Origin of the sequence: Aeromonas sp. INTO2 (genome assembly GCF_049860605.1) — a bacterium.
GTDB classification, from domain to species: Bacteria; Pseudomonadota; Gammaproteobacteria; order Enterobacterales; family Aeromonadaceae; genus Aeromonas; species Aeromonas caviae.
The window spans coordinates 541,990-557,639 of sequence record NZ_CP187588.1 but is presented as its reverse complement, the minus strand read 5'-3'; the positions used below and the strand labels follow the sequence as shown (position 1 = coordinate 557,639).

The 15,650-nt window shown below is 53.6% G+C and carries 14 protein-coding genes; 6 read left to right on the top strand and 8 right to left on the bottom strand.

The genetic code is table 11. From position 1 onward, the window contains the following. Positions 1–361 precede the first annotated feature (361 nt). Positions 362–565, top strand: coding sequence for a helix-turn-helix transcriptional regulator (locus ACPW74_RS02745; protein WP_024945106.1), 204 nt, complete (start codon positions 362–364; stop codon positions 563–565). A gap of 232 nt (positions 566–797) precedes the next feature. Here the strand turns inward: ACPW74_RS02745 and ACPW74_RS02740 are convergent, their stop codons facing one another. Beyond that, a complete protein-coding gene (locus ACPW74_RS02740; protein ID WP_010674210.1) occupies positions 798–2,411 on the bottom strand; it encodes an IS1634-like element ISAs25 family transposase in 1,614 nt (537 codons plus the stop codon). A 255-nt stretch (positions 2,412–2,666) separates the two neighbouring features. Here ACPW74_RS02740 and ACPW74_RS02735 point away from each other — a divergent pair, with 255 nt between their 5' ends. After that, positions 2,667–3,641 (top strand): YagK/YfjJ domain-containing protein, encoded by a 975-nt coding sequence (locus tag ACPW74_RS02735; protein ID WP_425858543.1) that lies wholly within the window; start codon positions 2,667–2,669, stop codon positions 3,639–3,641. A 459-nt stretch (positions 3,642–4,100) separates the two neighbouring features. Here ACPW74_RS02735 and ACPW74_RS02730 read toward each other — a convergent pair whose 3' ends face one another. The 6 genes from ACPW74_RS02730 to ACPW74_RS02705 form a co-directional block, all read right to left on the bottom strand. Further along, the gene (locus ACPW74_RS02730) at positions 4,101–4,475 is read right to left on the bottom strand and encodes a DUF6527 family protein (protein ID WP_237753739.1); all 375 of its coding nucleotides are present in this window, start codon (positions 4,473–4,475) and stop codon (positions 4,101–4,103) included. Positions 4,476–4,552: 77 nt separating this feature from the next. After that, positions 4,553–5,734, bottom strand: coding sequence for a ThiF family adenylyltransferase (locus tag ACPW74_RS02725; RefSeq protein ID WP_034165690.1), 1,182 nt, complete (start codon positions 5,732–5,734; stop codon positions 4,553–4,555). After that, a complete protein-coding gene (locus ACPW74_RS02720; RefSeq protein ID WP_113994402.1) occupies positions 5,709–6,458 on the bottom strand; it encodes a multiubiquitin domain-containing protein in 750 nt (249 codons plus the stop codon). The genes ACPW74_RS02725 and ACPW74_RS02720 overlap by 26 nt, the downstream gene beginning before the upstream one ends. A gap of 84 nt (positions 6,459–6,542) precedes the next feature. After that, a complete protein-coding gene (locus ACPW74_RS02715) occupies positions 6,543–9,926 on the bottom strand; it encodes a UvrD-helicase domain-containing protein (protein ID WP_113994401.1) in 3,384 nt (1,127 codons plus the stop codon). 2 nt (positions 9,927–9,928) lie between these two features. After that, a complete protein-coding gene (locus ACPW74_RS02710) occupies positions 9,929–10,498 on the bottom strand; it encodes a hypothetical protein (RefSeq protein WP_113994400.1) in 570 nt (189 codons plus the stop codon). Between the two features lie 97 nt (positions 10,499–10,595). Next, positions 10,596–10,844, bottom strand: coding sequence for a hypothetical protein (locus ACPW74_RS02705; RefSeq protein WP_425858542.1), 249 nt, complete (start codon positions 10,842–10,844; stop codon positions 10,596–10,598). A 291-nt stretch (positions 10,845–11,135) separates the two neighbouring features. On the opposite strand from ACPW74_RS02705, the gene ACPW74_RS02700 reads away from it, so the two are divergent. Then, a complete protein-coding gene (locus tag ACPW74_RS02700) occupies positions 11,136–12,389 on the top strand; it encodes an IS256 family transposase (protein WP_113069873.1) in 1,254 nt (417 codons plus the stop codon). A 400-nt stretch (positions 12,390–12,789) separates the two neighbouring features. Then, on the top strand, positions 12,790–13,740 hold the full coding sequence (locus tag ACPW74_RS02695; protein ID WP_042649575.1) for an IS1595-like element ISAeca5 family transposase: 951 nt from the start codon (positions 12,790–12,792) through the stop codon (positions 13,738–13,740). Between the two features lie 211 nt (positions 13,741–13,951). Here the strand turns inward: ACPW74_RS02695 and ACPW74_RS02690 are convergent, their stop codons facing one another. Beyond that, positions 13,952–14,296 (bottom strand): helix-turn-helix domain-containing protein, encoded by a 345-nt coding sequence (locus ACPW74_RS02690; RefSeq protein WP_042021014.1) that lies wholly within the window; start codon positions 14,294–14,296, stop codon positions 13,952–13,954. Positions 14,297–14,567: 271 nt separating this feature from the next. Here ACPW74_RS02690 and ACPW74_RS02685 point away from each other — a divergent pair, with 271 nt between their 5' ends. Both ACPW74_RS02685 and ACPW74_RS02680 read left to right on the top strand, forming a co-directional pair. Next, positions 14,568–14,933 (top strand): hypothetical protein, encoded by a 366-nt coding sequence (locus ACPW74_RS02685; RefSeq protein ID WP_042022585.1) that lies wholly within the window; start codon positions 14,568–14,570, stop codon positions 14,931–14,933. 17 nt (positions 14,934–14,950) lie between these two features. Continuing rightward, positions 14,951–15,637, top strand: coding sequence for a hypothetical protein (locus tag ACPW74_RS02680; protein ID WP_239991368.1), 687 nt, complete (start codon positions 14,951–14,953; stop codon positions 15,635–15,637). Positions 15,638–15,650 lie beyond the last annotated feature (13 nt).

The following is a 15,650-nucleotide window of genomic DNA, read 5'->3' as shown; positions in this document are numbered from 1 at the left end:
TGGTCGATTTTTGCTGGCTTTTGAGTTGAAAGTCGGGCTGTTTTTGGTTGACCTTTGGTTGATTGTGTGCATACGGAAGTGAGTGAATTATGTCCCCGACCCCTCCCATAGGGGTCCCTCTCACCTCCTCTCTGGGATCTGGATGGCGGGGCAATCCGCCGCCACCTCACTACCTTCACCAGATGATCCATCCCAGAGCAGAACGCCTAAGGAGATATAAAGCCGCAGCTCTTTGGGCGTTGTATATAGCTATATCTGCAAGTCTCTCGTTGATTATACCTCGAGCCTGAGTAGAGCTGTTTTTTTTCACTGGCCCGCTCTTCTGATGAAACAACCCACTACATCATCAGGAGTACACACCATGAACAACACCATCAAAGTCCTGCGCATTAAGGACCTCACCAACAAGATTGGCATGGCCAGGTCTACTATCTATGACTGGCTTAACCCCAAGTCTCCTCGTTATGACGAGACATTCCCCAAACCCTTCAAGATAGGTCAGTCCTCTATTGGCTGGTTTGAGCATGATGTTGACAGCTGGCTTATTGGTAGAAGCCAGTCTTGAATGTACTTTTCCATCCCTAGTGAGCTCCATAACTTCCAGTGTTATAAGTCATACCTTGATAGGATAATGGGCTAGGGAAATAACCATTCCTTCTTATATATGTTTTTTGGTATTTTCGTAGGTGAGGCAGGCATATCACATTTAGGTATATTTATTATTTAATATCACTTCTATTCAATACTATTCCTACGCTATGTACAGCCACCCATATACCCGACATTCCGCACCTGATTTAGGAATAAATTTGCCGATAGCGCTCACCCAATACCTCCAAAATGATCTGCTGGTCTCCTGTTAGCTCCGTTACTTGTGGCGGAGCTTCTCCCAGTCGATATTCATGGATGCCACCAAAGCGCAAAAAGATCCAACGGGCCGTCGGCTGCTGGGTCGGTTTCTTTTTCATATCCGCCACACTGCGATTCTGCTCCACTAATCCCTGCCGGATCCGGTGCTCCAACGCTGCGTAAATCATCAGGCTACAGGTCATCACCATGAGCAACGCTTCAATCCGCTCCGGCTTTTTCAGGTACAGTGAGGAGGTTAAAAACTCCGGGCTCTTGAGAAAACGAAAGCCCCGTTCGACATTCTGCTGCGCTTTATAGGTGGCCAACAGTTCGGCCATGGTCAGCGTATCGCTGTGGTCATTGGTCGCCAGGATGAACACCCCGGTCTGGTTGCGGGCCTCTTCAACGCAAGCCAGGCTAGTTGCCGCCAACCCAGTGATTTGAAACTGATGGCCAATTGGCTCTTCGCCACGCTTGGGTCTGCCACGTCCTGTATAAACGGGTTCACCTACCACTTCGGCATCCAGTTGCAGCAGCATCAAGCTGGCGGTAAAACAGCTCAACTCAGCTTGGGCATCCGCCTCACAAGCAAAGCGTCGGGCACACAATTTGGCGAAGGCTTTGAGCTCGCGGGTACTGTCTTTGAGCAGGTTTTTGGCCAATGTCTGCTGCTCGCGGTGGCTGGCTTGTTCGCTGCGCACCAGCAACCAACGTTGCGCGACCCCGGCATAATTCGCGTGTTGCCAACGGCCATGATAGCCATTGCCCAGAGCGGTCAGCGGTTGTGCACCTATGGTTGCCACGGCCTGCTTTGCCTCATTGAGAGTGACGGGCACCCGGGTCACAAATAGTTGCTGCTGTTGCGCCAGTAATTGCAAGGTATCGGCGCAGTACAGTGCGGCATCGCCGACCAGATAACGGCACTCCTGCGCGGCCTTGAGACTGCTCAAATGGCGACGAACGGTCTGGGCAAAGGCTTTGGTGTCATTACTATTGCCGCTCAGGGCCTGCATATAGACAGGTAGGCCAGCCTGATTTTCACAGATGAGCTCAAGGATCACTTGATTCAGCTCTGGCCGGTGATCACGACTATAACCACGCACCAGTTGCAGCTTACCGACCAGATCCCCATCGGCACAGTCATAGGCGCCATCGACGTGGAAGCTGGTAATATCGAGGTGCACTGCGGTGCTTTTGAGCCCCAGCCGCTCGACAACTTGCGCCGCCATCACCTGATACAAGGCGCTGACATCGGCCTCAAAGAGGGCATCGAGACAGCGACCGAGCACATCATCATTGAGGTCATCAGCACAGATCCCGGGGCCAATCAGGCGCTCAACCGGCTTGTTAGCAAAGAATTGCGGGAACATGTGCAGGGTGCTGCTGTGAAAGCCGAGGCCGTTCACTATCATGGCGACCAAGGCTTCACCATGTGAGACCTTGAAAGGCGGGGTTTTGGGGAGCAAGGCATCGATCATGCGGGCAATGCCCAGTTCCTGGCAGAGTGCGGCGACCAAACCAAGGTGATCGAGGTTACGGATCGAGATAGCGGGTGCGGCCATGATGATCTACCTGCAAAAGAGAGTAATAGATCAGAACGGCCGATCGCCGTCAAGCACTGAAAATAGCAAAATCAGGTGCGGAATGACGGATATACACCCAATAACCATTACCACTATCGCGTACCATTACACCACTCCCATGTGGTGGTCATGCTACCACCAACATAGTTAGCCAATACCATTCCACCAATCGCCCCTATATACGCGTGTGTCTATCACACAGCGTAGGGTTACTCCTGCCTAAGCGAGGCCATCATGTTTAACTCAATCAGACTATTAGATATCCTATCCATAACAGACCAGCTCCAAAATACAACTCTTCCTATTGTCAGGGCTGTTGATTCAGCCCCCGGTAAGTCACGCATCACTTGCATTGACCGTAGACTATCAACCAAACTATTTAATGTATTGGATACTGTGTGTGATTATTTTTATTGTCATGAGGAGGTATCGTCAGCGCATCCAACGGTAGCGCTATTCCTAACGCATATGCGAGAGGTTTATGGATTGCACCTCATCCATGAGAGATATCTCGATAGTGATGTCAGTGATGAATTAGCCAGGGATATCAATAACGCGCTGTATGCGTTTCTAAGAGAGTTCAAGAGTAAGGCACACCGTCAGCGCCTAAAGAACCTCAAACGCGTTGAGAGCCGCAATCAGCGCAGTATAGCGACGTATGTTAATAGCCTATTCGACCAGCATGCCAAACTATTAGTCATCCGATTGGATATCGGCTATCGCAAAGCCTACTACGACCAGTTAACGTTAGATCAGGTGACGGATGACCGGAATTGTTACCTTCGTCGAGTACAGAACAAATATCCCGCTCTGGTAGGCTATATCTGGAAACTGGAGTTCGGTGTTGATAGACGTTTTCATACCCACATTACGTTCATTTTTAATGGGGCTGTACACCAACGAGATATCTCTCTGGGTATAGCGCTGGGAGAGGTATGGAAAGATATTTCCGACAATAACGGGATCTATTACAACTGCCAGATCAGGCGGGAGGAATATCGGGAATGGGGTACTGATGGGATTGGGATGGTCCACTACAGCGATACAACCAAGCGCATAAACCTGATTAATGCGCTGAGTTATCTGACCAAGCTGGATACGCAAATACTGGCGGTATTGCCAGCCGATCGTCGGACCTTCGGGCGTATGGAGAGACCATCACGCCAACCTCGCCTTGGCAGGCCAAGGAGAGAGGAGGAGAGTCGATAGTTTTAAGGGATATTCTGTCCTTCTTTTTGTCGTGGTCAAGTTGGTTGGTATGGAAAGGACACATTATACGCTTTAGGACGCTGGGCCTTGTCAACGGTGTGATAGATTTGATCACTTGCTGGTAGACAATGCAGAGTAGCAGGCTTACTGCTTAACCAATGTATGGTCGAACTAGGGGGCTAACGCGATAGTCCTCACCTGTTTTTCTTGATCAGCCAGCTCCTGTACGAGCGCACTAACCAGTGCCTTTTCCTCGACCCGAATTTCTTCCAAGTACAGACCAGAGAATAGCTACAGCGATGCTACATAAGTCTCATCGCTGTAAGCTCTTCAAGATTGGAGTGCTCCCATATCGGTTCAAGCAGAGGATGAAATTCACCGGCTAATCCGAACCAATGTTAAACGATACCCCTCGGCACTTTCGAAACTGATTGTAAGCTTATTGCTCTAAATCTACAGTCAGCGTTGAAGCCATGCTTTAAGTCGAGCCCAGATACTAATTGACTGGGCAGGAGAACACTGTTCTCGGGGAGGAATAGCATTCGACAACTCAGTACATGATTCATTCAAGACACGGTAATGTGCTGCTTTGGCTTTTTTGTCGCGTAAGCGTTCCGCCTCTATCTGGCCTTGCGACCAAGGTCCCGACTCTAAAACACGTCCTCGCTGAATGATGTAATGCGACCGACATTTCTGATTCCAGTTGCCTACGGAGGGCTGGAGCGAGATGGACTCTCCATCGAACGTCATTCGCCAGTCGGTCGGGGTGAATGGGGTCACCACGCGGTCCCCGCAACCGCAGCAGCATGAGTGCACTGCGGTTGCATAGTCCATCGAGATATACAAGATGCCTGGCTCCAACTCGCGTGGAACATTTCGCACAAAACGATGTTCCAGAGTCTGATAGCGAATCATGTTTGATCTCCGTTGAGCAGCATGCTCCCATCGGTCGTGTACGTGCTGTGATGCTCGCTCTCTAGGTCGCGATAGAATCCGCAGAGCTTTTTCCACTTCACGACTGCGAGACAAGCATTCAAGGCGTTAAGGTCGGCCACCTGGATATTGGATGCGTATACGTCCTGACCTCCGCCACCAGCGAAAGAAATTCGCCCTGCGTGGACATGCTCGCGTTTCGCCGGCGTGCTCGTTGTCACCCGCAGAATGCCGCCCAAGCTACCGTTGCTAAGTTCAAGCCCCATCCCGACGTCGATGAATGGCACACCAAGTGCTTCGAGTTTCGCCACCACGGCCCGCTTTTCCTCACCCGCGTCCATGCTGATGAACGCAAATGTGATGCCGTCAAGCAGCCCCAGCGTCTCCGTTTTCATCTTCACGGGGTGAGCCACGATCCCGCGATGCATCCGTTCATAGATGCCCTTCAGGTAGTGCACCTTTTTGGGGGCGTCCCGCAACTCCTCGAGCGATGGAGCCCCGGGCGCGCGGAACGCGTTGTGGGAAAGAAAATCGTCATCGTCGAAGATCCGGATTTCCCTCACCGGCGTTTTCGCGACCAGATCGAGGATGTACCCACCGGTACCACCAGCGCCGAGGATGCCCACCACCTCACCTTCCAGCTTGCTAGATAGCGCGCCCAAGCCTACCCGGCTGGATGCTGTATCGAGATAGTTGAAGACGCTGGGCTCATTCTCATCGTCAGCACCACGGATCAGCCGTGGGCTGACTCCGGGCTGCAGGACGGCCGCAGGGCCGGCCAAGATGGTCGCGTAGGTAGCCATCTTAGTGTAATAGTCCGGGTAGCCATCCGGATTGGGTTTACTGGAAAAGCTGTGCCTTGCGGTGAGCCCGTAACCGAGGTCGGTGTTGGGCGACGCATGGGAAATGCCTGGCAAGGGCGTTCCATTCGCGCTGCAGGGGAAGTCGCCGTCCCAGTGGATTACGTGTGTCTCTGGTTTGCGCGTCCGATCCCCAGCCAAGTCAAGGTTGGACACCAGCGTGCCGGTACGCACACGACATTGAGCGTCGACATAGGGCACTTCCAGCATGACTAGGAGACTCCCCTGAATGCGAACGAAGTAGCCCTCCGTACGCAACCGGGCCAGATCGGCATTAAGACTGAACAGTGCGTGTGACATTGAAAATTGTCCCCTGTTTTTTGACTTCAACGGAGCCACCCTCAGCGAGTTCACCAGCATGGGGGTGCGAGGCAGCATTGCGGTATGTCATCGAGAACTTGACGTTGGTCTCTGCCGGCGCGTTTGGATGGGACAACTTGACCACCTGCTCGAAGGTGACATGCTTGTCCGGCACAATCTCCTCGACAGCATTGACCACGATGACGTAGCCCTTTTGCGGCTTGCTGGCGGTGATAAACCGCTCAATGCCAGGGCTGTCGAGATTGATCCTGTCATCCGGCTCGATGAGGATGTCTTCGCCGCCCCGTACTTCCAGGAAGATGGCCTCTTCGGGCGAGGCGTCGGCTAGGTCATACAAAACGCTGCCCAACAGCTCCGGGTGACCCCAGGCCATCTGGCGATCGTTCAAGGAGAACTTGAAGTCGCGGTCGGACTTGAACGCAATGAAGCGCTCAGCACCCTTGCCTCGCAGATCCACTGTCTCGTCGAGACGAACGTCCTCAAAATCGCCCGAGGCGAGAAGTGCATAGAGTAGATAGTCGCTTCGGCGATCGAGCCCCGCGCTGTCCAGGATTTGCCGGCCGGTGGGTACCGGGTCAGGCACGTCGATGTTGCGGAAGGTCAGTCCTTCCAAGCCGAAGCGGATGCGATAGGCGTCGGCCTCTCGCAGTTGACGATCCTCACGGATCGCGTCACCAACGTCGTCAAACGGAGAGTTTTTCATATGGTCCTCGAAAGTGTTGCGACAGAGTTTGTTCTGCCTTCAACTCTCTAATCGGACCCAGCGACTGCCGCCGGTAAACTTTTTTCAGAATTGTTTTAAGAGGGTTCCATAGGGGGCTGCGCCACACACGAAAAAGGCCGGGCAGTTCGGGCAAGTGGCGTCCGAAGTATTTGTTGGGAACTGGCCGCCTCGGATACCGCGGAAAATCTCGCCCAATTTTTCTTGGCGATTGCTCAACTCTTTGGGACTGAGTTTCAATGGCTTGATTTCAGCATCAGCTAGGTAGACCAGTTCCAGCTCAGCACCCGGGAACTCCGCTTGGGCCGCTAGTACAAATACAGCTGCACCAACGTCCTTGCTGTCACGGCTGGGCGCATGGCCAGTTCTCACCCGGCGTATGGCCCGCTTTCCGTCTTTCACGAGGACATCATCCGGTGTTACCTCGATCTCGTGGCCGTCTAGCACAATTCGCAGTGGGGTCGGAGCTTCAACCTGCGCACCAGCCCTCGATACCAGGAAATATTGGAGCATGGTGGAGGCTATCGTACGGTAGTCATCGATATAGCCATGTTCATGAAGCCCCTGAGTTGCGAAGGCCTGAGAAAGCAGGTCCTCCCACTCACCACTAGAGCTGCCCTGCGCGACGATCTTCCGGTAGACCTCACGAATCGCTTCATGCATACGCATAAATGAACTCATGCCGCGCCGGCCACCCACCTGAAGCAAGTGTGTGTAGAGGAATCGCCGTGAACACGACTCGTAAAGCGCGACCGCATCTGAGCTGAACCGCGGGGTTCCCGAGAAGACGATAGGTATTTGCGTATCGTCCGGGGCAGGAGGTAATACAGTAGTAGGCGTGACGGCGAGCCGTTGAGCTGGACCAATGCGATCCAGGAACTGCGATAGCGGCCTGGCACGCCCATTTGATGTTGAGGTCGCACCGTAAAACGCCAGACGTGTCTTCGCCCGGGACATTGCGACGTAGAACAAGCACTCCTGCTCTTCGTTGTGGGCCGCCCGTGCAATGTCCTCTACGCTCCCTTGACCACCTGCGACCATGCCTACGGGTGGGGGACACTTTGATGCCCGAAGTGCCCCTGGGATGGAGTCCTTATTGACGCCGGCAATGTGAACCGCTGGAAATTCCAACCCTTTCGAGCCATGGATAGTCATCAGGCGAACCGCATCAATCCCCTGGGCTGCCGTGGGTAGCTGCCTCAAATCTCTATCGTCCCGAAGGCGTAGCAGTCTCCTCACGCGGTCAGCAAGCTGCTGGATCGGGAGACCCTGGCCGTTAGGCTGCGCCCGAACGAAGTTCATGAACTGCCAGATTGCGATGCCCTGAGCCTGGTTCGAGACGCAGGCTGAAGACGCTATGCGGGCAGCATGTCTAGTCCGGTCGAGCAGAAGGGTTGCCAGCACGGTCCAAGGTTGGGAGGTCGCGCCGAAGCCTGCAAGAGCTGCATTGAGGTAAGAAAGAGCAGCCTGACCAGCAGGTGTCAGTTCAGCTGGAATGCTAAGTCGCCAAGCGCTAGGTTCCGCGTCGGTACCTCGTAGATGCTCAAAGACACAAACTACATCCTCTAAACTCATGGCGAATTCTGGCCAACAAGCTGTCCGAATCATCCCCATCGCGCGCCGATCCACAAGTAGTGATAGCACCGCGACAAGGTCTTTTACTTCCGGGCGCTCAAACAGGCTGCCTAGGAAAAGCACTGGAATGCCGGCGCGCTCGAGCTCACGTCCAATTTCCGAAAGTCGATCGTTGCCCCGGCAAAGAACTGCCTGGTCCCGATACCGATAGCCCGACTTACTAAGCTCTTGAATGCCATCAGCGATGGCCGAAGTCAGCAGGGGGGCGTTGTTCACTGTGATGATTTCGGGCAGCGTTCCGCTTGGGCCTCTATCCGCCTCAAGGGCCTCTTCTCCATCAGCTGCGGACATACCTGCAGCAAAAGCAGAAAAAGCATGGACAACTTCAGGGGTGGAACGGTAGTTGATTTTCAGGCTGTCCCGTACCGCTCCAGGGAAATCTTGGCAATCGAATCGGGCCATGTTGAACGAAGAGGCGCCGCGGAACCGATAGATTGACTGCTTGGCGTCCCCCACCACCCAGAGGTTATTACCTGACGGCTTCAGTGTCGTAAGAAGCCGAACGCTACTGTGGTTCACGTCCTGATACTCGTCGACCAGAATGTGGTCATAGTCGCTCTGCAACTGCCTTCGAACGGCTTCATCGCTCTCCAGTAGTTGAACCGGGCGCATAACTAGGTCGCCAAAGTCGACACATTGAGCGAGTGTTTTGAGCTCTTCATAGCAAGCGTAGACCTTGGCGACTTCTGTTGCTTTCTCCGCAGCCTCCACTTCGCTCGGGTTACTCGCCGCGTTAGCCATTGCATTGGCTAGCGCAAGATAGGCCGCCGCATCAACAACTTCATCCTTGGCTCGTGAGATCGCGGTCAGGATATCCGCAGCTGTCTGGGATGGATCGTAAAGATTGCGATAGTGGGTCAGACCTAGCCGAGGAAATTCGTTTTCAAGCAGTTCTACTGCTTCGGTTCGGTCCATTAGGCGGGGATCGACCGGAAGGCCACATCGATCGTTGAATCGTCTGAGGATGTCCAAGCCAAAGCTATGGAAGGTTCCGATGCAAAGAGCTGCGGCTTCCGCTGGCCGCTTCAGCGCAATCCGCTCGGACATCTCCGCAGCAGCCTTGTTCGAGAAGGTTAGGAGAAGGATACGTCTTGGATCAACCCCCTCATCCAATAAGCTCTCAACTCGCGCCACCAGCGTACGGGTCTTCCCGGTGCCTGGCCCTGCTTGGAGAAGGAACGCAGCCCCGCGATGGTTGGCTGCTGTTTGTTGCTTCTCGTTGAGTGGAATTTCGACAGGCGCTTCTGCTGCAACTGCTGGCACTGGGGGGAGCAAAAGCGCATCAAGCATCTGCTGTGCGACGACCTCGAAGGGAGCCCCCAACCGGTTTGCAATCTCCGAACAGGTCTTCCCTTGAGTGACGTGCAAGTCGAAGACTCGCGACCTTGGCAACAGCAACTCTCTCGCGAAGAGGTCCATCTGGACTTCTCGGCGCTGCCGTCGGCTGTAATCGACCACTCGCTCTATCCCAACTGGCGAGACCTCAGAGGTTCGTGTTGGATCGATTTGAAATGCTGACCCTTCCTCTTCCTCACCGTCGCCAAGCACGGCGTGCCCGACTTCATGAGCTACGAGAAAGGCTTGCTCGAACGGAGTTCCTAAGTCCTCATGAACAATCAGCGGCAAGGCGGCATCAAACGTTGCGCGTGCCCCATCGAGGATTGAAGCACCGGGGACGCATCTTTCAACCAAGATGCCCAGCTTCTCCGCTATGTCTTCGGCGAACCGATAAGGAGACCATGGATCGCTGCCGTGTTGGACAGCTTCATCATGCAAGTGTTTCGCGTACTGTCGAGCAAGTTCTATTGGGTCCATGGTCACTCATCGTCGAGCAGTTGCTTTGAAATGCTTGCCTCATCCATTCCCGCCTCTCTTAAAAGGCGTTCAAGCGGGACTTTTTCGGCTAAGGCGGGTTTGTCATCGGACTTGTTTGAACGAACTGATGAGACCTGCGCAGGCAAAAGGAGAAATGACTGAATAACAGTTACTGATGTTTGTAACTCGTTCGCTAAACGTGTGAGAAACCGGCTTGGCAGCGTCGCAATATCTATTCGTCGCTCGCGAATGGCGACGCCGACTTGTATGGGTAATCCGAGAGCTTTGGCTGCGGCAGCGAAGATCTTTGGCGAAGCAGTCTGCAGCGTTTCTACCGTGACTGTGGACTCGCGGAGCCGATCCATTTTAGCGCTTATGGCTGCAAGCTCTTGCACGCTCAACGGAAGGTCCTCATCGATTTCCCGAGAAAGCTCTCTGGCAAGATCGACAAGATCGGCAGCAAACTGGGGATAGTCAGCTAGATACTGTTTGAGGATGTCAGTCTTAGGCTCGAAATCCATCGCGAAAGCGTTCATGACGTCTTCGCTAGAAATAGGCGAACGCTTAGTCATCACTGTTTCCCCTTGCGTTCAAGGCGCAATCGTAAAGTTGCAAAGGCCTTGTCACGGTGTGTACGGATAGTCTTCTCACTCTTGCCCAACGCTTTGCTTATGGTAACGGCAGAGGGCTCTTGAGAGTCGATGGGAATGTCTTGAAGGAGCATTTCGATGATTCTTCTTTGGATTTCAGGTAGACCATCAATCGCATTGTCGAGCTGTAGCCGGTAAGATTTTTGATCGAGATCGTGAGGGTCAAAAGGATCATAGCCGCTGATTGCTGCCCCAGCAGCAAGAGATACATCATCTGTGAATAACTCTTCACTCCGATTTTCATGCTTCCAATGGCGATTGCTAGCATCCGCACGGTCTTTCGCTATGGCCGAATTGAAGTTGATCTCGTAGTAGTCCAGCCGGTCGTCGTACGACGACCTGTCACTAAGTAATAGATCGATGAATCGGTCTACAACATCATCTCGGATGTTTGCCTTGGTAAGTGAGAGGGTTGATTCATCTGAATTTTCAGCGCGAGGAAGACGACAGTAAACTCGTTGGGAGTTATGGTGATTTCTGGTGTACGGAGGGATAGAAGGAGTGGCGTATCCTGCTGATTGATTCCTGCAAGAATCTCAATCAACAGAGCGGATACGCCATGAAACATTCTACCCTCACTGTCCTGCCACAACCAGAAGGCAAGCCCGGCGACATGCTCACCGAGCTGCTACGCGCCGGAGCCAGGGACCTGATTGCACACGCTGTGGAGGCGGAGCTCGCCATCATGCTTGAGCAGCATCGAGAGTTGCGACTCCCTGATGGCCGCCAGGCGGTAGTGCGCAACGGGTATCTGCCCCAGCGGACTATCCAAACCGGCATCGGAGACGTTGAAATCAAAGTGCCCAAGGTACGCGACCGCAGCGGCTCCGGTATCAACTTCACCAGCACCCTGCTGCCGCCCTATCTCAAGCGCTCCCGCAGTATCGAGGAGCTGTTGCCGTGGCTCTACCTCAAGGGGATATCCAGTGGGGACTATCAGGAGGCCCTCTGTGCGCTGCTCGGCGACCAGGCCAAGGGGCTGTCAGCCAACACCGTCTGCCGGCTCAAGCAAGGTTGGATTGATGAGCACCAGCGGTGGCGACAACGAGACCTGACCAAGTCTCGCTATGTCTACTGGTGGGCCGACGGGATATACAGCAACGTGCGCATGGATGACCGGCTCTGTTTGCTGGTCATCATCGGGGTGACCGAGCACGGGCGCAAGGAGCTGGTTGCGGTGGAGGATGGTCACCGGGAGTCAGAGACAAGCTGGACGGAGGTGCTGATGGGACTGCGAGGCAGAGGGCTCACCCTCAGTCCCAAGCTGGCCATCGGGGATGGGGCACTGGGCTTTTGGAAGGCGCTGGCCAAGTGCTACCCGGACACAGCCCATCAGCGCTGCTGGGTTCACAAGACAGCGAATGTCTTGTCGGTGCTGCCCAAGTCGGTACAGCCCAAGGTCAAGGAGGCGCTGCATGATATCTGGATGGCCGAGACGAGAGAGGATGCTCACAAGGCGTTTGATCGCACCCTGACCCGTTTTGAAGCGAAGTATCCAGGGGCCATGGATAAACTGGTTAAAGACCGGGATGAACTGCTGGCGTTCTATGATTTTCCGGCGGAGCACTGGGTCAGTATCCGGACGACTAACCCGATAGAGTCAACGTTTTCGACGGTCCGGTTACGCACCAAGCGAGCGAGAAACTGTGGTTCACGGGAGACCACGCTGGCGATGGTTTATAAGCTGCTGGAGTCGGCCCAAAAGAACTGGAAGCGGCTCAAGGGATTTGCGCTGCTGACGTTGGTGGTAAACAACGTGAAGTTCAAGGACGGAATACAGATGCAGGAAGAGTCAGACAGGAACGCCGCCTGACTCCATACACCACATTTGACAATAACTCCTCGTTGGAGTAAGAATTCGATTAGCTTCTTTCGATGCCCCCCTTCTTCCAAATTCCGAACAAGATGCACTAATGCTTCTGATGAAACAAAGCAGGGATCGGTAGGTGAGAGAATTGACGTTCTGTATTCAAGTTCCGCCTGGCTAACGGTTGCCAACTCTTGAATTTCAGCTTCAACAATTTCACGACGGGAGTACAAGGTTCCATCAAGTTTGCTTTTGCGAAGAGGGCGAACCACAGATATTCCTCTGTTTTATTTATACTCCGGCCCTTTTAGTAAAGGACGCTAAGTAAAGTAATTCCTGATTACCCATGATTAGCAGTCACCACGAGCTATACTGATCTTACGTACAGTTACTGAGGTGCGAGATCATGGCCAAAAGCAAAGTCCAATTCCAGAAAGGCTACAGCCTGTTTGATTTTTTCAAGGACTATGGCACTGAAGCGCAGTGCGAAAACGCGCTGCTCGCTTGGCGTTTTCCGAACGGTTTCATCTGTCCTGAGTGCGCCAACAAGACCTGCTGTCGCCTGAAAAGTCGGCCACGCGTGCTGCAATGCAATAACTGCCGTCACCAGATGTCATTGACTGGAAACACGATTTTTGCAAACACCAAACTCCCACTGACCAAGTGGTTTCTGGCGATGCACCTGCTGTCACAGACCAAAACTGGCTTGTCAGCGATGGAGCTAAAGCGCCAGTTGGACGTCAAATATGACACCGCCTGGATGCTCAAGCACAAGCTGCTGCAAGCCATGAAAGAGTCCGATGACAAGCAGCCCATCAGCGGCATCATTCAGCTCGATGATGTCTACTGGGGTGGAGAGCGCCGTGGTGGCAAACGAGGTCGCGGCGCGGCAGGCAAGACGCCGTTTGTGGCAGCAGTAGCCCTGAACAAGGAAGGGCATCCAATCAAGATGCGGATGACGGTGGTCGATGGTTTCAAAACCAACGTCATTGCTGATTGGGCAAAACGGCATCTTGCTAGTGGTAGCGCGGTGATATCCGATGGATTGGCCTGTTTCAAAGCGGTCAAGGAGGCCAATTGTGAGCACCTGGGTGTTGTCACCGGGGGCAACCTTGATTTGCTGGATCATCCGGCATTCAACTGGGTAAACACGATGATAGGGAATGTGAAGAACTCGCTGCGGGGCAGTTGTCATAAGCTCGGAGCGAAGCATTTACCAAGGCATCTTGCTGAATACTGCTTCCGGTTTAATCATCGTTTTGACCTCAAGAGTATGTTTGTTGAATTGGGGCATGCAGTCGTGGCAAGCCCGCCGATGCCATATCGGCTCTTGAAGCTGGCTGAGGGTCATGGGTAATCAGGAAGTAATTTAGGTGTATTACTACGCTATAAGTACCCGTACAGAGCTTATCATCGCAGTCAGTGCGATTGAATACAATCTCAGATAGATATCATCAGGAGACACCAAGCAAAGATCGCCGTAAGTCCGCTTGGGAGCGCCATTGCGGCCTCCCAAGTTATCGGTCCTGGTATCCCATCGGTCTGTCATCGATGCGCACTGTGAGTCATTAAGGCGCCAGTCGTGCTACCAGCTTATCAACCACCTCCAGCACCAGCGCTCTGTCAGCTGTATCGAGTTTGGCCAACTGCTGGCTGAGCACAATGCCTTGTTCGGTAGGGCGGTTGCTGGTCTCACGCAGGAAGTCTGCAAGCTCACAGCCAAACAACTGAGCCAACTCTGCGAGCCGCACGACGGTCGGCACCACGAGGCCTCGCTCCATCCGGGAGACGGCTTCCATACCTATCTTCAAGTGCTCTGCCACTTGCTCCTGAGTCAGCCCCGCCTGCTGGCGTTGGCGCCCAATCGCTTTGCCCACGCTCTTGGCCAGCGCTTCAGAGTTGATGTTTTTCATAAGTCCTCCAGTCAACCCTTATAGTTGACTATGGACTTTTATTGACATTAAGGACCCTTTGCGATGAGGATCACCCCATTAGATCTAATCCAGTGAAATAGTTACCCCAACATCGAAAGGAGTTCGACGCGACCTAACCTCAACCCATCCCCTTGGTGGCATTTGGCTATCAGCCTGCACCACCATTAACCCATTACGTTTACACCCGTTCGCCCGACAGGCTCACCTCGTCGGTCAGGCATCCGTTTGCCATTTTTATTAAGGAGAGATCATGAATCGCACACTGCTTTATCCCTTACTACTGGCTTGTGGCCTATCACTGAGCGCTTGCGATACAGCATCCGCTAATAGCCCAGAATTCAGTCTGGAAGTGGAATACACCGCTATCGGGCGACCTCAGATAGTCGTCACCTCGCTCAACGATCAAGTCACCATTCAAAAAGTGCTGATTAATGGCGGCAAGAGTAAATGCCGGGTGATGCTGCGCAGTGACTTGATGGGTTCGGTGGGAGGAACCTATTTCCCACTCAAGCTCAATTACACCGAAAGCTGGCGGCTGGTCATGACCGAGCCGTGCCGATTGAGGGAGGTCACCCTCTTCACCAATCTGGGCAATGCCTCTTACACCATTGAATAACTCGTTTGGAGAGTGACATGACAGAAAAAATCAAACTGGCACTGTGGTGCACATGGTTATCGCTGCTTGCCTTACCGACCTGGGCTGCACCTGAATTCACTGTGCCAACAGTCACTAAACGGGTACCGGCCAACGTTGAGGGCATCCTCAATTTCGCCAGCATGCAGTTTTGGATAGAGACTTCGAAAGGGGATCGCATCATGCTGATGCCGCTGGATGAAGATGAGCCGAGGCTCATACCCAGTGTCAGCCAGCCGGTTGCCCTGAACGGTTTTATGCTCACCTATTCAGATGGCAGCCGTTACTTCGAGCCTTCCTTTGCACCTGCGTCAGCTGCATCAAGTACCACGTCATTTACCATCGTGAAAAATGACGATGACAGCATCGAGATCCGGCATGGGGATGAAGTGCTGCTGCGCACCGATGAATATGACGCCATCAAACTCACGCACCGTTTGCCGCTGGCCAACGGGAAGGCGGTCTTGTTTGAGCTGCACAGTGGCGGAGTGGCATGCCCGGTGCTCTACCAGTTGGCTGTCGCCCAGACGGGGGCGCTGACCATGCTTTCACAGCCCTTTGGTACCTGCAGCGATGAAGGCAAGCTGACCCGCGAACCCAACGGTTTCAACCTCGACCTGCCCGGCAATCCTCGTCAGCGCTGGGTATGGGATGCCAGCAGCTTGACGCTGCGCAAGCAGTCCTGACCACCAGCCTCTA